The 17,018-nt window shown below is 62.9% G+C and carries 16 protein-coding genes; 5 read left to right on the top strand and 11 right to left on the bottom strand.

Translation table 11 applies throughout. The annotated features are described in order from the left end of the window. Positions 1-3: 3 nt before the first annotated feature. Genes ccmE through ccmA form a run of 5 tightly spaced genes read right to left on the bottom strand, consistent with a single transcriptional unit; the run spans position 4 to position 2,740 of the window. Positions 4-459 carry a cytochrome c maturation protein CcmE gene (ccmE, locus tag CAG18_RS16760; RefSeq protein WP_015271187.1) on the bottom strand — a complete coding sequence of 152 codons (456 nt, stop codon included), beginning with the start codon at positions 457-459 and terminating at the stop codon, positions 4-6. Continuing rightward, positions 456-632: a heme exporter protein CcmD gene (ccmD, locus tag CAG18_RS16755; protein ID WP_003257324.1), complete on the bottom strand. Its 177-nt coding sequence runs from the start codon at positions 630-632 to the stop codon at positions 456-458. The genes ccmE and ccmD overlap by 4 nt, the downstream gene beginning before the upstream one ends. Further along, positions 629-1,396 (bottom strand): heme ABC transporter permease, encoded by a 768-nt coding sequence (locus tag CAG18_RS16750; RefSeq protein WP_012273476.1) that lies wholly within the window; start codon positions 1,394-1,396, stop codon positions 629-631. The genes ccmD and CAG18_RS16750 overlap by 4 nt, the downstream gene beginning before the upstream one ends. Before the next feature lie 46 nt (positions 1,397-1,442). Further along, positions 1,443-2,120 (bottom strand): heme exporter protein CcmB, encoded by a 678-nt coding sequence (gene ccmB / locus CAG18_RS16745; RefSeq protein WP_013973563.1) that lies wholly within the window; start codon positions 2,118-2,120, stop codon positions 1,443-1,445. Then, positions 2,108-2,740 carry a cytochrome c biogenesis heme-transporting ATPase CcmA gene (gene ccmA / locus CAG18_RS16740; protein ID WP_054573515.1) on the bottom strand — a complete coding sequence of 211 codons (633 nt, stop codon included), beginning with the start codon at positions 2,738-2,740 and terminating at the stop codon, positions 2,108-2,110. Before ccmA ends, ccmB begins: the two co-directional genes overlap by 13 nt. A 265-nt stretch (positions 2,741-3,005) precedes the next feature. On the opposite strand from ccmA, the gene CAG18_RS16735 reads away from it, so the two are divergent. The 3 genes from CAG18_RS16735 (at position 3,006) to CAG18_RS16725 (ending at position 5,966) form a co-directional block, all read left to right on the top strand. Next, positions 3,006-4,562, top strand: a complete 1,557-nt coding sequence (locus CAG18_RS16735; protein ID WP_085721219.1) for a flagellar hook-length control protein FliK — start codon at positions 3,006-3,008, stop codon at positions 4,560-4,562. Then, entirely contained in the window at positions 4,559-4,903 is a 345-nt protein-coding gene (locus CAG18_RS16730; protein WP_015271189.1) for an EscU/YscU/HrcU family type III secretion system export apparatus switch protein, read from the top strand. The genes CAG18_RS16735 and CAG18_RS16730 overlap by 4 nt, the downstream gene beginning before the upstream one ends. A gap of 91 nt (positions 4,904-4,994) precedes the next feature. After that, complete coding sequence (locus CAG18_RS16725; protein WP_085721218.1) at positions 4,995-5,966, top strand: GlxA family transcriptional regulator; 972 nt, start codon at positions 4,995-4,997, stop codon at positions 5,964-5,966. Positions 5,967-5,978: 12 nt separating this feature from the next. Here the strand turns inward: CAG18_RS16725 and CAG18_RS16720 are convergent, their stop codons facing one another. The 6 genes from CAG18_RS16720 to CAG18_RS16695 all read right to left on the bottom strand — a co-directional run bounded on the left by CAG18_RS16720 (position 5,979) and on the right by CAG18_RS16695 (position 11,137). Then, positions 5,979-6,905, bottom strand: coding sequence for a dienelactone hydrolase family protein (locus CAG18_RS16720; RefSeq protein ID WP_085721217.1), 927 nt, complete (start codon positions 6,903-6,905; stop codon positions 5,979-5,981). A gap of 71 nt (positions 6,906-6,976) precedes the next feature. After that, complete coding sequence (locus tag CAG18_RS16715; RefSeq protein ID WP_015271192.1) at positions 6,977-7,204, bottom strand: hypothetical protein; 228 nt, start codon at positions 7,202-7,204, stop codon at positions 6,977-6,979. Next, positions 7,197-8,462, bottom strand: a complete 1,266-nt coding sequence (locus tag CAG18_RS16710) for an aminotransferase class I/II-fold pyridoxal phosphate-dependent enzyme (RefSeq protein WP_085721216.1) — start codon at positions 8,460-8,462, stop codon at positions 7,197-7,199. Before CAG18_RS16710 ends, CAG18_RS16715 begins: the two co-directional genes overlap by 8 nt. A 50-nt stretch (positions 8,463-8,512) precedes the next feature. Beyond that, complete coding sequence (locus CAG18_RS16705) at positions 8,513-9,742, bottom strand: MFS transporter (RefSeq protein WP_085721215.1); 1,230 nt, start codon at positions 9,740-9,742, stop codon at positions 8,513-8,515. Between the two features lie 23 nt (positions 9,743-9,765). After that, positions 9,766-10,488 carry a TenA family transcriptional regulator gene (locus CAG18_RS16700; protein WP_085721214.1) on the bottom strand — a complete coding sequence of 241 codons (723 nt, stop codon included), beginning with the start codon at positions 10,486-10,488 and terminating at the stop codon, positions 9,766-9,768. A 73-nt stretch (positions 10,489-10,561) separates the two neighbouring features. Continuing rightward, on the bottom strand, positions 10,562-11,137 hold the full coding sequence (locus tag CAG18_RS16695) for an N-acetyltransferase (protein ID WP_085721213.1): 576 nt from the start codon (positions 11,135-11,137) through the stop codon (positions 10,562-10,564). Between the two features lie 233 nt (positions 11,138-11,370). On the opposite strand from CAG18_RS16695, the gene CAG18_RS16690 reads away from it, so the two are divergent. Next, the gene (locus tag CAG18_RS16690) at positions 11,371-14,124 is read left to right on the top strand and encodes a dermonecrotic toxin domain-containing protein (protein WP_085721212.1); all 2,754 of its coding nucleotides are present in this window, start codon (positions 11,371-11,373) and stop codon (positions 14,122-14,124) included. Further along, complete coding sequence (locus CAG18_RS16685) at positions 14,121-16,985, top strand: dermonecrotic toxin domain-containing protein (RefSeq protein ID WP_085721211.1); 2,865 nt, start codon at positions 14,121-14,123, stop codon at positions 16,983-16,985. Before CAG18_RS16690 ends, CAG18_RS16685 begins: the two co-directional genes overlap by 4 nt. Positions 16,986-17,018: the final 33 nt, after the last annotated feature.

Below are 17,018 nucleotides of genomic sequence, written 5' to 3'. Positions count from 1 at the left end.
CGTTCATGGCCTGGCCTCCCCGCCGGTGGCGGCCTGGCCGCTTTCCTTCAGGGCCTTGGTAACCTCGGGCGGCATGTACTTCTCGTCGTGCTTGGCCAGTACTTCATCGGCCACCACCACGCCATCGGCGTTGAGCTTGCCGAGGGCGACGATGCCCTGCCCTTCGCGGAACAGGTCGGGGAGGATGCCACGGTAGGTGATCGGCACCGACTTGTTGAAGTCGGTGACCACGAAACGCACGTCCAGCGAATCGGACGAACGCTGTACCGAACCTTTCTCGACCATGCCGCCGGCGCGGATGCGGGTGTCCAGCGGCGCTTCGCCGTTGGCGATCTGGGTCGGGGTGTAGAACAGGTTGATGTTTTGCTGCAATGCGCTCAAGGCAAAGCCGACGGCAACCCCGACGCCGACCAGCAGGCCGACGATGAGCAACAGGCGTTTCTTGCGCTGCGGATTCACTGGTTGTTCTCCCGGCGCAAACGGCGCGCCTCATCTTGCAGGTAGCGACGGCGGGCCAGCACGGGCGTGGCGACATTCAGCGCCAGCACCGCCAGGCAGATGCCATAGGCCGTCCACACGTACAGGCCATGGTGGCCCATGGCGAGAAAGTCACCGAAGGTGGCGAAACTCATTGTGCGGCCCTCCGCCCCAGGCTGTTCAATACTTCATCCTTGACCCAACTGGCGCGCGCTTCGCGCTTGAGTACTTCAAGGCGCATGCGCAGCAACAGCACCGCGCCGAAGAAGCAGTAGAAGCCCAGCGCCGTGCACAGCAGCGGCAACCACATTTCTGCGGGCATCGCCGGCTTTTCGGTGAGGGTGAAGGTGGCGCCCTGGTGCAGGGTGTTCCACCACTCCACCGAGTACTTGATGATCGGGATGTTCACCACGCCGACGATCGCCAGTACCGCACAGGCCTTGGCTGCACTGTCACGATTACTGATTGCCTGGCCCAGCGCAATAATGCCGAAGTACAGGAACAACAGGATGAGCATGGACGTCAGCCGGGCATCCCAGACCCACCAGCTTCCCCAGGTGGGCTTGCCCCAGATGGCCCCGGTGACCAGTGCCACGGCGGTCATCCAGGCACCGATGGGGGCGGCGCATTGCAAGGCGACGTCGGCCAGTTTCATCTTCCATACCAGCCCCACCACCCCGGCCACTGCCAGCAGCACGTAGCAGGACTGCGCCAGCATCGCCGCCGGTACGTGGATGTAGATGATGCGGAAGCTGTTGCCTTGCTGGTAGTCCTGGGGGGCGAAGGCCAGGCCCCAGGTGATGCCGACCAGCAGCAGGAGCACGGCAGCGCCGGCAAGCCACGGCAGCATGCGGCCGCTGATGGCATAGAACCATTTGGGGGAGCCCAGCTTGTGGAACCACGTCCAGCTTATTTTCATCAGGGTACATCCAGGGTATTGGCCGGGCTTGGAAGCCCGGGACTCGTTATTCGCCGACGCTGATCTTCAGGCCGGCCGCTATCGCAAAGGGTGCCAGTGTCACGGCCAGGGCCGTCAGGCTGGCGAGCCAGAGCAAGTGGCCGGTTGCCGGCATATTCTGCAACGCCGCTTGCAACGCACCACTGCCCAGGATCAATACAGGGATATACAACGGCAGAATCAGCAATGCCAGCAGCAAACCGCCGCGTTTCAGACCGACTGTCAGCGCCGCGCCCACCGCGCCCAAAAGGCTCAGCACCGGCGTACCCAGCAGCAGCGAACCGAGCAGCACCGGCAGGCAATGGCTAGGCAGCCCCAGCATCAGCGCCAGCAGCGGCGCCAACAATACCAGCGCCAGCCCGGAAAAGATCCAGTGTGCCAGCACCTTGGCCAGCACCAGCAGCGCCAACGGGTGCGGCGACAGCACCCACTGTTCCAGCGAGCCGTCCTCGAAATCGCTGCGGAACAGGCCGTCCAGCGACAACAGCACCGCCAGCAGTGCCGCCACCCAGACCAAGCCTGGCGACAAGGTTTGCAACAATTGGCTTTCCGGGCCGACTGCCAGCGGGAACAGCGCAACCACGATGGCGAAGAATACCAACGGGTTGGCCAGCTCGGCCGGGCGGCGGAACAGCAGGCGCGCTTCGCGGCGCAACAACAGGATGAATACGCTCATGCCGCCCATTGCCCCAGGTTCAGTTCACGGTAACCGGAGGGCTTGCGTTCCAGCGTGTGGTGGGTGGTCAGCACTACGGTGCCGCCCTGCTCGCAGTGGGCCGCCAGGTGCGCCTCGAGCTGCGCCACGCCCTGCTTGTCGAGGGCGGTGAAGGGTTCGTCGAGGATCCACAGCGGCGGGCTGGCCAGGTACAGCCGGGCCAGGGCCACGCGGCGCTGCTGGCCGGCAGACAGGGTGTGGCAGGGCACGTCTTCGAAACCACGCAGGCCGACGCCCGCCAGTGCCGCCCAGATCGCCTCGCGGCTGGCCGGCTGGTGCAGGGCGCACAGCCAGGTGAGGTTCTCCTCGGCGGTGAGCAGGTCCTTGATGCCCGCTGCATGGCCGATCCACAACAGGATGCTGGCCAGGGCGTGGCGCTGCTCGGCCAGTGGCTTGCCACCCAGCAGGATCTGCCCGGCCGTCGGCTGCATCAGGCCGGCCAGCAAGCGCAGCAGGCTGGTCTTGCCGCTGCCGTTGGGGCCGCTGATCTGCAGCATGTCGCCGGGCCGCAGCTCGAAAGCGAGGTGCTCGAACAGCAGGCGCCAGTCGCGCTCGCAGGCCAGGCCCGCGGCTTGGAGGTGAAGGGTCACGGTTTCGCCTTATCTTTGTAGGGCTAGAGGTCGGCGTCGCCTGCTTCGCGGGTAAACCCGCTCCCACAGGTTCAACGCAGGGTTTGAAAGCTGCGCAAACCCTTGTAGGAGCGGGTTTACCCGCGAAGCAGGCGACGCCGACCTCTAGCCCTGTATCTCAAGTCGCCCCCCTCGCTGCCGTTATACTGGCAACGACGGACGGTCGGCATTATTACACGCGCCGCCGCGCTGCCAAGAGGGCGGGTTCGACAGGTTGTATACAATCATGACTGAAATCAATAGTCTCGGCGCACAAACCGCAATCAGCCCCCAGGCCATCAAGGCGGGCATGACCGGCGAACTGCTGCGCCTGACACAACCGCAACCCGGCTTGATGGCCCCCGGCGAGACCGCCCAGGCCGAAGTCATGTCGTTGCGCCAGGTGGGCCAGGATTTTCAGCTGGTGCTGCGGCTGATGCAGGCCAACGGCACCCAGACCCAGCTGCAAGCCAGCGCCAGCCAGCCCCTGCCCCAGGGCAGCCAGGTCACGGTCAGCCAGACTGAAAGCAACCGCCTGGCGATCATGCTGCAGCAGGCCAGCGCCAGCCAGGTCGCCACCCTCACCCGCCTGGACACCAGCAAAGTGCCGGTCGGCACCCTGCTGCAGGGCAAGGTCCTGACCAACCAGGCGCTGGCCCAGGCGCCCGGCCAGCCAGCCGTCTACCGGGCGCTGGTCAGCCTGCTCAACAGCGCCCAGGCCGGCGCTACCCTGAGCGTGGACAGCCCGCGCCCGCTGGCCGTTGGCAGCCTGCTCAGCGCGCTGGTGCAGGGCGACCAGTCGCTGCGTTTCGTACCGCTCAGCGGCCGCCAGGACCAGCTCAGCATTGCCCAGCAGCTGCTGACCCAACAAAACCGCCAGGCTTCGCTGCCCGGCCTGCTCAATGCCCTGCAACAGGTGGCCCGCGACCCGGGCGCCGATGGCGAATTGCGAGCCAGCGCCGAACGCCTGCTGGCGAGCCTGCCAGAAGCCCGGCAACTGGGTGATGCCAAGGCAGTGGCGCAGGCCCTGAACAACAGCGGTGCCTTTCTCGAAGCCAAACTGCTGGGCGGTTTCCCGGCCAGCGTCGCCACCGACCTCAAGGCCCACTTGCTGCGGCTGATCACCAACACGCCGGCAAGCGTACCCGGGGCGCCCAACCTGGCGCCCGCCAGCCTGGCCGTTACCATGCCGGCCCTGGCCCGCAGCGCGCTGGGCATGCTCGAACGGGTCAGCCCCAAGCCGCAGCCGGGCGCATTCCCGCTGCCGTCGCGCCTGCTCAAGGCCATGGAGGACGAAGGCGACCTGCAACAATTGCTACGCCTGGCCGCCGCTGCCGTATCGCGCCTGCAAAGCCATGCCATGAGCAGCCTGCAACAAACCGGTACCCTGGAAAACGGCAACCTGCAGACCACCTGGCAAACCGAAGTGCCGATCCGTCACGGCCAGGAGTTCATCCCGTTGCAGGTCAAGCTGCAGCGCGAGGAAACGCCACAACAGCAGGCCGACCGCCAGCAGGAGTCAGCCGACCCGCTGCAAGCCCTGTGGCGTATCGAGCTGGCTTTCGACCTCTCGCCCCTTGGCCCGGTGCAGGTCCAGGCACAACTGAGCCAAGGCCGCCTGGGTGGCCAGCTTTGGGCGGAACGCGAGGCGACAGCCCGGCTGATCGACAGCCAGCTCGGCAGCTTGCGCGAACGCCTGTTGGCGCGGGGCCTGGATGTGGGTGATCTGGAATGCCATCCTGGTATCCCACCACAAGGCCCGCGTACGCGGGTAGAACAACGTTGGGTGGATGAGAACGCATGACGCACCAACCTGCACGCCAGGCGATTGCCCTGTTCTACGACGGGCAGCAAGCTCCGACCCTCACCGCCAAGGGTGACGATGCGCTGGCCGAGGCCATCCTGGCATTGGCCCGGGAACACGAGGTGCCGATCTACGAAAATGCCGAGCTGGTGCGTCTGCTGGCGCGCCTGGAGCTGGGGGACCAGATACCGGAGGCGCTGTACCTGACCATCGCCGAAATCATCGCCTTTGCCTGGCACCTGCGGGGCAAGGTGCCCGCGGGCTTCGATGACGAACCTGCCGCCCCAGGGCCTGTGCCACCGCTCCTGGGAAGGCTGCTGCCAGAAGGCGAAGGCACCTGACCACCCTGGTATTCATGCAAATTGCCTTTTTGCGCCATATTGGTAACGTGCCGCTCAAGGTCAGGCGCTTGGCGATGTAAGGAATACTGTAATGCGTACCATCTGGTTCTTGCTGCTTCCGGGCACCCACATCCTTGATCTCGGCGGCCCGTTACAAATCATGGCGAGCCTTGAAGAACTCCAGCTGGCTCCGGTCAACGTACGTTGCATAGCCGCCAGACAACAAGTCAGCAGTTTTCAGGGCGTGACACTGAGTGGCCTGCACCAGTTGCCTGACCGGCTGGCACCGAAGGACTTGCTGTTCGTGGTGGGCAACAAGCTCTCTGCGACACCCGCCGATACCGCGATATTGACCGCCACAGCCCGGTGGCTGGCGCAGGTGGTCAGGCAAACGCCGGATATAAAGCTGTGCTCCATATGCACCGGTGCGTTTCTGCTGGGCGAAGCTGGCTTGCTGGATGGCCGGCAATGCACCACGCACCATCGTTACGTCGACTTGCTGCGAACGCGCTACCCAGCAGCCAAGGTGCTGGAGAACCGCCTGTTCGTCGAGGATGATGGCGTGTTCACCTCGGCAGGCGTGTCCAGCGGAACCGACCTGGCGCTGCACATCGTCAGCCTGCAATTTGGCAAGGTAGTAGCCAACCAGGTGGCGCAGGAACTGGTCATCTACCGTCGCCGCGCCGGCGAAGATGTGCAACTGCGCGCGGCAGAACTGGCGCGCAACCACATCCACCCGTTGGTGCATGCAGCCCAGGACTACATGGATGCACACCTGGGTACCAACTTCAGCTTCGAACAACTGGCCAGCCAGTTCAATGTGAGCTACCGGCACCTGGCGCGGCTGTTCCGCGATAATACCGGCCAAACGCTGCAGAACTACCTGCGCGCCCAACGCATCGACCTGGCCCGTGAGCTTTTGCGCGGCAGCCATCTCAACGTGGAACAGATCGCCGAGCGTTGCGGCTACGGCAGCAGCCATGCCTTTCGCCTGGCATGGCGCCAGGAAATGCCGCAGCCGCCACTGCAGTTTCGCCATGCTCTGGCTAACGAGGGCGCCTAGATCTTTGTGCTGCTACCGCTCGCTTATCGCAGTCGGGGCGAAGCTTTCGGTGAAGAACTCCACCACGGCCCGGCGCGAAGCGTCACGCGCTGCCGGGTCAGGTGCCGAACGCCCCACGCCTCCCTGGCCACGGTGCAGGAACGGGTCCTGATACTCCTGTGCAGCCTCCAACCCATTGAAGCCGTGCTCTGCGCCGGGGTACACCAGCACCTGCGCCCGCGCCTGGTCTTCGCTGGGCAGGTTTGAAATCAGCGACGAACAGGCACGCGGGTCATCGTCGTACTGGTCGTTTTCGCCCACCAGCACCAGCAAGCGCGCCGGGGCCAGATGCTTGAAGGTATAACCTGGCACACGGTTGTAACCCCAACACACGGGGTAGAACGCGGCCATCGAGATGGGGCGTACGCCTGAGGCTTTCTCCAGTTCGTCATTGATGGGAGCAGAGGCGGCGAGCATGGCCTGTACGCCACCCCAGGAAAACCCGAGCACGCCCACGCGTTTGTCATCGACACCGGGTTGCTTGGCCAGGTAAGCCAGGGCGCCTGCCAGGTCCGGCAGGGTATCGTGCACACGTGGTGGCCGCCCTTGTGCACCGCCCGCAAGCCTGCGCGCGCCCCACATATCCAACTCCAGCGTAGCGATGCCGCGGGCATTGAGGTCGCCGCCATGCAACGGGCCGCGCGAATCCATGCCCGCCGAGCCATGCAGGATGATCACCGCCGGTACCGGGCCCGCAGCGTTGGCCGGCAGCGACAATACAGCCGGAACCCGAATTGGTATCGCCTTGCCGGCGGATGGCAGGGGCTGACTATAGAAAGAAACCAATCGTTTGCTGACAGTGGCAACGGTGCCGCTATCGGTGGCGGCGACCTCAGCCCGGGCCGCTGCGAACGGAAGCGCACAGCCCAGCACCAAGCTGATGGCCATTACTTTGAACATCTGGTTACCCCTGAACGTCATGAGCGGGTGTTGAACCTTCACCCGTTATCGAAAATTGGCGGCGCCTGGCATCAGCCGCACATCGTCATTACTGCCAGGCCATCGACATGCCATTGGGTGAATGCCAACGGGTCGAGCATCGCCATGCCTGTCATCACGCAACTCGCCAGCACAAAAGCCACGGCATAAAAACGCACTTCCTTCGCGCAGGCCGTGCCATATACCGCGATCAATGCAAGGATCTGCACCCCCACGGCGAACACGCCGATGCCGAATCCTGAAGCGAGCAGTTCAGCCATTGAACACCGCGTTCCGGGCACGGCCGGCCGTCGCTGCCATGGACCTTTGCGAGGACACGGCCTGGAAGGCCTGTTGCAGGTCGGCCTTGATATCGTCAACACGCTCCAGGCCGACACACAACCTGATCAAACCATCCGTGATACCCGCCTGTTGGCGTGCCTGTGCGTCCAACCGCCCGTGTGTGGTTGTGGCCGGATGCGTGACCATGCTGCGGGTGTCGCCGATGTTGGTACAGCGCGCCACACAACGCAGTTCGTCAATCCATTGCCAGGCTGCGGCCTGGCCCCCGACGATCTCGAAAGCCAATAGCCCGCCATGGCCGTCCTGCTGGCGGCACGCCAATGCATGCTGGGGGTGGTGTTCAAGGCCGGTGTAATGGACTGCAGTCACCAGGTCCTGATCCATAAGCCAGCGTGCCAGCTCAAAGGCGCTCTCCTGCGCCCGCATCATTCTGACTTCGAGGGTTTCCAGGCTTTTGAGCAGCAGCCAGGCGTTGAACGGGCTGCAAGAAATGCCCAAGGTACGCAGAACACCCCGCAACACCTGCAGGAGGCTTTGCGAACCGGTCACGACGCCCGCCAATGCACGCCCCTGGCCATCCATGTACTTGCCAGCGGAGTGGATGACCAGGTCCGCTCCCAGTGTGTGTGGCCGCTGAAAAACCGGGGTCAGCAAGGTGTTGTCCACCACCAGCAATGCCCCTTTTTCATGTGCCAGCAAGCTTATGGCGCGGATATCACCGATTTTCAGCAGCGGGTTGGATGGCGACTCCAACACCACCAGGCGGGTCCTGCCGTCGATTGCTGACTTCCACTGCGCCAGGTCTGTCAAATCGACGAATCGGGCCTCGATCCCGAAACGGGCCATGTAGTAGCTGAAGGCATTGACCGTAGTGCCGAACACGTCCCGGCTGCAGACGATGTTGTCGCCTTGCTGGAGAAAGGCGTGACAAAGCGCGGTGAAAGCGCCCATACCAGAAGCGAACGCCACTGCGCTTTCAGCGCGTTCGAGCGCTGCCACACGGCTTTCAAACGCTTGGACGGTCGGGTTGGTGAACCGGCTGTATACATTGCCTTGCTGCTGGCCGCTGAAGCGCTCGCATGCCTCTTTGGCTGAAGCGAAGGTATAGGCGGACGTCATGGCCAACGGCTCACAGAACACATCGGACAGGTCGCTGACCCGGTGAGCATGCAACGCCCTGGTTGCATTGAAATCAGTTGCGTTGAAATCATCCAGGCCAATCACGGTCGATTGCATGGTTATGCGCCTCCTTGTTTGCATTGAACAATGCGCAATTGATCGGTGGACTATTCAGGTTCGGCGAGTTGAGTGGCCAGGGTTTCGCTTGAAGGGCGAACCGCTACCAGCCACAAGGATGCCAGGGCAGCCACCGCCGTGGCCGTGGCCAGGCCGGCCAAGGTCAGCTGGTAGCTTTGATGCCGGTCGAAATCCAGTGCGCCCAGCTGCGTGGCTACCAAGGCGCCAAGTTGGTGTACCAGGAACAGCATCCCAAACACCTTGCCTTTGATTTCGGCGCCATACAGCGCGAAGCAGAAGGCAGACGTGAGCACCACCGTTCCGAGGTAACTGGCGCCAAACAGCACAGCGAACACGTACGTTCCGAGGGGCCCGGGCGTGGTCAGCAGCACGATGACCGCAGCGGTTCGCAGCAGGTAGAACATCATCAGCAGCAGGCCCTTGTTGTAGCGGGTGGCCAACCAACCCGCCAGCAGGCCGCTGACCAGTTCCAGCACACCCAGCAGGCTCAGGCCGCTGGCCTGCACCGAACTGGGCAGCGCCTCACCCTGCCAGAACGACACCAGATGAACATCGATGAACGCCATGGTGGCACCACAACTGGCGAAACTGAGCGCCAGCACGAAGAAGCGCGGGTCACGCAGCAGAAACATCACCGGATGCCTGACCTTTGCCGCCTGCGGGTCGGGCTTCAGCAGCACGGTGCGGGATACCCAATACAGCGCCAGGCTCAAAGGCACCAGGAAGATCAGGCCAACCCAAGAGAACACCGACTGCCAGGGCACGCTCTGCTGCAGCATGATCCACAACGGCGACAGCACGATGAAGCCGATGGACGTGCCGTTGGTGACGAATGCGAAAGCGAAGGCCTTGAACCGTTCGGCGACCAGGCGATCGACCAGAATACCCATGGGTACATAGGTCATCGCCGCAAGGGCAAAGGCTCCAAGCAGGCCATACACCAGGGTGAACACCAGCAGGTGCGTGCCGGCGAAGGTCACGCCCAGCAGCACCACCCCGCCGCTGAGACTGCCCAGGGCCACCGTGCTCAAGGGGCCAACCCGGTCGCTCAGCCACCCCACCACGGGCGACACCAGGCCAATGGTCAGGACGAACAGCGATCCTGCGGTGGCCAAGGCTGCGCGCCCCTCGCCAAAGTGCGAGGCCAGGTCGACGAAGTAGACTTGGTACAACCCTTTCAATGCGCTGGACAGAAACATCACCACGAAGCCGACTACCAGCACCGAGACGATCAAGGTAGAGCTGAATTTCTGTTTCATGGCCAATCCTTATCGTGTGGGCATTACACCGCCTCGGCTTGCGGAACTCGGCAATAGGCCTGGTACATGTTTTCGTACATTGCGTAGAACAGCCGACAGGTGTGGTCTACCGCCTGCAACGCCTCTTCCTGCATCTGCGCGGTGGTGCACAACTGCGAGACAAGGTCCAAGCCTTCATTGACGTGGCCCACGTCTTCCTTCTGGTGCACCGAGAAGAACAGCAGGTCCTGTTCGGTCAGGCCATAGGCTCGCCCCAGCAACACGTGCCGTGCATCTCCAGCGACGGTCTCGAGGTTCTGCCCCTCGCTGGCGATCATCACTGCTGCTGCACCAATGTGATAACGCGCCGGGTCCCGTACCGCCTGCAGGCGGAAATCGATCAACTCCCGGGTGGCTGGCAGCGGTTGCTCGGCATCACGCTCGGCATCGGTGATACCCAGCGCCCGCAGGAAGTTCTGCATGAGCACGACATGGTTATCGGTGCGCGAAAGCCGGCCGGTTTCTTCTTCGAAGCAATTGGTGATCAATGCCCGCTTGTGGGCGGGCAGCGGGCAATGAAAGAACAAGTGCTCGACATAAGTCAGGAAATACTTGGTGAGCTGGTAGCCTTGCAGCGCGACCTTGCGCAGCAGCAGCCGGTTGCCCTCAGGCGCAAGCAATTCCTCGAATATCGGGTGGGACAAGGTCAGATGGTGGTGCAGCTTCTGCTCCAACTGATCGCGAAAATCTGCAGTAGATAAGGCCATTGGGGCGTTCCTTGGGTGAATGAGCAGTTGCCGTTGACGGGGATGACCGCAGGCGGGGTCAATGAAGGGCAATTCAGTGCAGGTTGAGTCGCAGCGCAAGGCTTTCCACGGTCTGGGCCATGTAATGGCCGCGATGCTTCACGCCATCGACCCGCGCGTAGTCGTCAAGCACGCCGTAGGTCTGAAACCCGAAGGATTGCCATAACCGGTGTGCACGAGTGCCCTCGCGCACATCCAGGGTCAACAGCTCGATACCTTGGGCCTGGCACAAGCGCACGACTTCGCAGAAAGCCCGTGCCACCAGGCCGGACCCGCGATAGGCCGGATGCACCACGCCCTTGCTAAGGTCGGCAATATGCCGGCAGTTCGGCATGCTGCTGCGCGAAAGGATGACCAGGCATGCCGGCCCTGCCATTGCCTGGCCGAGCAGGACGTGGGTATCGCCGCCACGGATGCGCTCTTGCAGCGAGGCCGTGAATTCGACGCTCTGCCCGGCAGACATCTCGTGCTCGTAACCCAGAACACCGCCATCGCCAACCGTGCTGTTGATGAGTTGCATGATGGCTGGCGCGGTATGGCTGTCAGCCTGGCGCAACCACTGCAACTGTGGTTCGCCGGGGGCCAACTGCTTTGAAGAGAGGGTGTTCATTGCGTAAATCCCTTGTGCGTACAGGCAGGGATTTAAACGTTTAAGTAAGACCCCGGGTAAGAAGGGAACCGGACAGGAAACGGAAGGATAGTGACATACATGCAAAATGCCATCAGCGACCGAGGCCAGGTGCGATGAGACCGGTCAGGTCCTGTACCGAAATATCTACCACCGTTTTCCCGCGCCCCTGTTTCAACCTTGCCGACCTCATCTCAGCGCAAGGTATACCCCCCATGCATTCGACCCGCATCAACGTGATGGGCACGCATTACGTTATAGACCACCTTGGCCATGTGCCCCGCCCCGATCGTGAGGCCAACCGCGCCATCCGCCAATGGCTTGCGCAGCAAGGCCATGACCTGGACCCGGACCAGCTCGACGTCGTTACCCTCCACTACTGTTCGGATGGCGCAGGTGGCCAGCTGGCCGCGATCAGCCAGCGCACCAGCCTGACCCAGGCACTGCTGGGCAACTGGCAGGGCGAGTCGGCCAGTGACGTGTTCGGCAAGCTGCTGCAAGCACCATGGGCCGGTGCGTTACCCGCAGGTCCGATACGGTTGGTGGACACCCTCCCGGCCCCCGCCTTCAATCACTACGGGGCACCCTTCGAGGTATTCAACGGACTGTTCCGGCGCACTACCGCGCAACGCTACGACGCTTCCACCCATTTGCCGGTAAGCGCCGAAGCCTTCCAGCAGTTCATCAACAACCTGGACTTCCAGCAGCCTTTCAAGGCGGCGCTGGATGTCTACTGGCGTGACCATCTGCACAGTCACAGGCTGGCGCTGAAGCTCAACTTCATCGCAGCCTGCAACAGACAGGTCAGCGAGGGCAGCCTCAGCGAACCTGCACGGCAACTGGTCTGGCAAGCGGCCGGGCTGATGCCACGGCGCAACAGGCTGCGACGCAGCACGTTGAGCATCTACGGCTATGCAGCGACCGACCTGCTGTACCTGAACGACCCCGCCACCGACCTGACGGTGCTGTACGTACCTGGCAACAGCTCACCGTTGCTGACGTTCAGCAGCGAACGAGAATTGAAGGCCTGGGTCGGTGAACAATGCAAAGACCCGACCAGGCGCCAGGCCCTGAAACAGCACTTTCGCCTGGCAGATTGTCCGCAAGGCCTCGACTTCAGCGGCCTGGACACTGCCATGGAGGGGCTGGGCGCCTACCCTGAACGGCACCTGCTGCCGCCCGAACACGGCTATTTCAACGACGACGGCACCTGGCCGCCGCAGACCTATGTCAATTATCGACCAGCCAAGTACAACCCCAAAATCAAGGGCGACCTGTTCCAGGCACTGGCCGAGCGCCAGCGTCAGCGCAGCTACGACGATGCCGCGTTTCTGATCACGGCTGACAGCGAAGTCATCAAGGCCAGGTGGCGTGGCTACCTGGCCACTACGCTCAACCTGCTAGCGCCACTGTGCCTGGTAGTACCCGGCCTGGGGCCGCTGCTGGCCGTCGGCGGTATCGCCCAGCTTGGCCTGGGGCTCGACCAGGCAATCAACGGCAAGTCACTTCAGCAGCAGCAGGAAGGCATCGGCAACATCACCTGGGGCCTGTTCAACGCCTTGCCCCTGGCGGCAGGCGCTGCCGCAAGGGCCCAGGCGTTGTTCGAATTCAAGGTCGAAGGTTTCGCGCCGCCGACGCGGCTGAATGAACAGATCGGCTACCCCCTGAGCCCGCTCTCGCCACCGCGCTTCCCGGAGCCCGAGGGCGCAAGCTACTTCCATATCACCGACCCGATAGAGCCACTGGAGGACGCTGACCAGGCAGTTGCCGACGCCGTCATTCGTACACCCCAGTACGATGGTGAGCCAGACACCCTGGCAGCGAACATCGATGGCTACAACGCCAAGGTGATCTACGACATGGAGCGGGACGTATTCATTCGGGCCGAAGACCTGAACCAGGTCGACCCTGTCGGCTTCGTGGCGGTACCCGGCAGCCGGAACCTGCGCCCCGCGCCACAAGGGCGCGTGGTTACCCATGCGATGCGCAGTCGTACCCTGCGGGCGCTGGGCGTGGACCTGCCATTGCCGCTACAGGTGCCGGCCAGAGCGCCAGGCAGTTGGCCAATACCCAAGCACATCTCCTGCCTGTGGGTCGGTGACCAGATCATCGGCCCGGAGCTGCTGGCCAACTTGGGCCAGAACGCAGCGCGGTTGCAAGGTAGCGAATACAGCATGCGGTTGTTCCTTTCCAGCACTGCCCGGCAGGCCTATGCCGAAAACCTGGAGCTGCTGGCCAGTCATGCCCCGGGTTTGCAGGTGCTGCCCTTGGAAGAGCAGGCCTTCTTCAGGGCTTTCCGCCAAAGCAGGTACTACGCGCAGTACGACGCTGCCCTGGATGGCAACGGCGGCGTTGCCCGCAACTATGCATCGGCATGCGATGTGCTGCGCTACCCGATGCTGCACCACGAAGGTGGCCTGTACATGGATGTCGATGACACCTTGCTCGCGCCAGGCGAATACTCATTGATCATCGACGGCCAATCGGTAGGTGCCGCCGGTGAACCCATCGATCAGGTCGATTTGAGCACGGACGCCAATGGGCTGCTGCTGGTACCGCCCATGTCCAATGAAAAGATGGGCATGAACAGCCTCTACAACTCCAGCCTTATCGGCAGCCACCCCGGCAACCCCACCCTGGAGGCCATTTCCGAAGAGATGTACGCACGCTACCAGCTCAATCGCGACTTCTACGACAGCAAGCCCAGCCTGGCTGAAGACCCGGGGAATTTCTATGAGTATGCCAGCCGCCTGAGCTACCTCACCGGCCCTGCCCTGCTCAGCGACGTGGTCGATCGGCAACTGCCGAGCCTGCGCATCCTGCGCCAGCTCACCAATCTTTATGGGATGCCGCGCATCAATGCCTACCGATTCGTCGATCTGCCACGCATGCGCGATTCGGTGCGTACGCTCCTGCCCCTGAACCGCTTCGCCACTGTCGGTGGCAACCATTCCTGGAGCCGAACATGAACCCGCGCCAACCTGTGGTCGGCGCAGCCGGCCAAGACTACGTCAAGGCAATGCTGGGTTCCGTGCCTCGGCCTGACCGCAGTGCCAGTGCAGCCATCCGCGAATGGGCCAGCCAGCAGCGGCTGGACGTGGAACCCGACAACACGCTTGCAGTGACCTTGCATTGCAAATTCGTTTCCAAGCGGGGCTGGCTGGCCAAGATCGTCCAACAAATGAGCCTGACCGAAGCGCTGCTTGGCAACTGGCAGCAAAGCGGCTACTCCAAGGTTGCCGAGCAAACCGCGCAGCTGCTGCTAAGAGGCGGGACGGCCACCGTCGACCTGCTAGGTGTACTGCCAGAGCTTTCCCTGCCACACGGTCGAGCGCCCTGGGCCCAGGCCTTCAGCAATGGCCAGGTGACGATCGTCGATGAATTGCCAGGAAGTGGCCTGGACCACGACATCGATGTGCACACCGAATTCCATGGCCTTTTCCGCCAGACCGCACCCATGCGCTACGACGCCAGCACTTATGTGCAGTTCGACGCCACGACCTTCCAGTCCTTCATCTGGCAACTCGACTTCCAGGGTGTATTCAAACGCCAGCTCGATGACTTCTGGGCCCATGCCGCCAGCCAGTACAGCGTCAGCGCGTGCATCGCATTCCTCGCTGCCTGCAACAGGCAGGCATTGCGGGGCAACCTCAGTGAACAGGGGCGCAGCCTGGCGTGGCGGGCGGCAGGCGTGGAACGCTGGCACCACGGCGCCAACCTCAGTGACAACGGGGTAGAGGCCAGGCTGCTGAACATCAATGGCTACCCATCGAGCGACATCCTCTGCCTGAGCGATATGCGCAGCCGCCTGACCTTGCTGTACATACCGGGCAATGCGGCGCCGTTGCATGAGTTCGCCAACCCAGGCGCCATGCGTGCGTGGCTTGCCAGGCAGTGCCGCGACGCCGACAAACGGGCAGCCCTGCTTGCCCACTTCAGGGCCTGCGATATTCCGGACAGGATTGGCCGCTCGGGGTTGCGTCGGGTACTTCAGGGCATGGCCGATTTCCCGCCCCGCCAGATCATCCTGCCTGCAACCAGCGTGTATCGCCTGGCCAGGGTTTGGAACCCGCACACCCTGATCAACTACAAGGCAGAAACCTCCAGCCCACGCATCGAATACAACCTGTTCGAGGCATTGACGGTGGCACAACGTCAACGCAGCCAATCCGACGCCGACTTCCTGATCACGCGCGACAGTGAAGTGACCAAGGCCGCATGGCGCAGCTATTTCTACCTGACCATGAACCTGGCCACACCGTTTCTGCTGGTGGTTCCCGGACTGCTACCCCTGGCTGCCGTGGCCGGGGTGGCCCAATTTACAGTAGGCCTGGACCAGGCGCTGCACGGCAAGGATGTGAACCAACAGCTCGAAGGCGCGGAGCAGGCCGTGTTCGGCCTGCTGAACGCAGCCCCGGGGCTGGCGCGCGGGGTCAAGGCGAGCAAGGCGCTGTTCGGCCAACGCCCCATTGGCTTCATCAAACCGGTGAGGCTCAATGGCCGCATAGGCTACCCGCTGAGCCCGGTCTCGCCGCCACGCTGGCCCGGGCCTGCGATGACACCCTATTTCCAGGACTTGGCAGTAGCGGGTGACCAAGTAGCCACCACCTTGCCCGGCGCAGACTCACACGTTGCCCGCTGCGTAACGCGGCGCAAGGCATTCGGCACAGGTGACGAACTGATCGGCGATGCGGGGAATGGCCCACACCCGCTGTACTACGACGCCCGACAGGACAGTTTCGTGCTCAAGTACCCCAACGGCACACGCGGCGCCCAGCACTATGTGGCCAGCGCCGATCCGCTGCAGCCCTCGATCAGCCGACTGCTGCCCGATACAGACCCGTTGCGGGAAATCAGCCCGGCATCGCGCTCGCGCACGCTGCGGGCACTGGGTATCGATCTGCAGCTGCCCATCGACCTCGATGCGCTGGGGACTGCACCAGGCATACCCGTCCCCAGGCAGGTATTTCACATCTGGCTGGGTGACAGGACGATCGCCGGTGATTACCTGGCCGCGCTCGACAACAACGTGCAGGCACTGCGCAACAGCGATTTCACGCTCAAACTCTACCTCTCCAACGCCAACCCTCAGGCATTCGAACGTAACATGACCCTGCTGCAGCCCCGCATCGACAGGGGATTGAAGGTTGCAGTACTGGAGCAGCAGACTTTCTATCATCAATTCGCGGCAAGTGAATACTTCGACCAGTACCAGGCTGCGCTGGAAGGAAATGGCGGTGTGGCCAGCAACTTCTCCTCGGCCTCCGATATTTTGCGCTACCGCATCCTGCATAGCGAAGGCGGCATCTACCTGGATATTGACGACCATCTGCTGGTCGAGCCGGACGCAACCGGGCAGTTACGGGCAAAGATCGACAGCGTACCGCTCACCACGCCCCTCGACGGGCTGCTGTTGAGGAGCCCGGTGTGCAATGCGCAATTGGGCATGTATACCAGCTACAACACCAGCATGATTGGCAGCCGTGCCGGCAATCCGGTGCTGAACGCCATTTCGGACGAGATCCTGGGCCGTTACCTCACCCCGGAGGGCCAGGCGTTCTACGAGGCTCCCAAACCGCCGCGGCAGCATGCGGCGGCATTCCAGGCCTATACCGAAAGGCTCAACACGCTGACCGGGCCCGCGGTGCTCAACCATGTAATCGACCAACGTCTACCTGAGCTCTACACCTTCAGGCAGGTGGCGGACCTGACAAACATGCACACCCTGAACTACGACGCGCTGCTGGATGAAGCAGCACAACGGCGTGCAGAGCTGCGGTTGCTACCCCTGGAAGAGGTCGCAATGGCAGGGAACGCTCAGGGTTACTGACGGCCGGTCGGGCTTGCGCGGCCGCTGTGCCTG

The sequence above is a fragment of the Pseudomonas sp. B22(2017) genome, assembly GCF_002113105.1.
GTDB lineage: Bacteria > Pseudomonadota > Gammaproteobacteria > Pseudomonadales > Pseudomonadaceae > Aquipseudomonas > Aquipseudomonas asiatica.
The sequence above is the reverse complement of the archived record's forward strand: the minus strand, read 5'-3'. Positions and strand labels throughout refer to the sequence as shown.

Bases quoted from the DNA above. Each gene is read 5' to 3' on its own strand.
- CAG18_RS16725 (WP_085721218.1), top strand. From the start codon at position 4,995: ATGCGTACCATCTGGTTCTTGCTGCTTCCGGGCACCCACATCCTTGAT.
- CAG18_RS16710 (WP_085721216.1), bottom strand. From the start codon at position 8,462: ATGCAATCGACCGTGATTGGCCTGGATGATTTCAACGCAACTGATTTC.
- CAG18_RS16685 (WP_085721211.1), top strand. From the start codon at position 14,121: ATGAACCCGCGCCAACCTGTGGTCGGCGCAGCCGGCCAAGACTACGTC.
- CAG18_RS16690 (WP_085721212.1), top strand. From the start codon at position 11,371: ATGCATTCGACCCGCATCAACGTGATGGGCACGCATTACGTTATAGAC.
- CAG18_RS16715 (WP_015271192.1), bottom strand. From the start codon at position 7,204: ATGGCTGAACTGCTCGCTTCAGGATTCGGCATCGGCGTGTTCGCCGTG.
- CAG18_RS16735 (WP_085721219.1), top strand. From the start codon at position 3,006: ATGACTGAAATCAATAGTCTCGGCGCACAAACCGCAATCAGCCCCCAG.
- CAG18_RS16750 (WP_012273476.1), bottom strand. From the start codon at position 1,396: ATGAAAATAAGCTGGACGTGGTTCCACAAGCTGGGCTCCCCCAAATGG.
- CAG18_RS16720 (WP_085721217.1), bottom strand. From the start codon at position 6,905: ATGTTCAAAGTAATGGCCATCAGCTTGGTGCTGGGCTGTGCGCTTCCG.
- CAG18_RS16730 (WP_015271189.1), top strand. From the start codon at position 4,559: ATGACGCACCAACCTGCACGCCAGGCGATTGCCCTGTTCTACGACGGG.
- CAG18_RS16695 (WP_085721213.1), bottom strand. From the start codon at position 11,137: ATGAACACCCTCTCTTCAAAGCAGTTGGCCCCCGGCGAACCACAGTTG.
- ccmD (WP_003257324.1), bottom strand. From the start codon at position 632: ATGAGTTTCGCCACCTTCGGTGACTTTCTCGCCATGGGCCACCATGGC.
- CAG18_RS16700 (WP_085721214.1), bottom strand. From the start codon at position 10,488: ATGGCCTTATCTACTGCAGATTTTCGCGATCAGTTGGAGCAGAAGCTG.
- ccmB (WP_013973563.1), bottom strand. From the start codon at position 2,120: ATGGGCGGCATGAGCGTATTCATCCTGTTGTTGCGCCGCGAAGCGCGC.
- CAG18_RS16705 (WP_085721215.1), bottom strand. From the start codon at position 9,742: ATGAAACAGAAATTCAGCTCTACCTTGATCGTCTCGGTGCTGGTAGTC.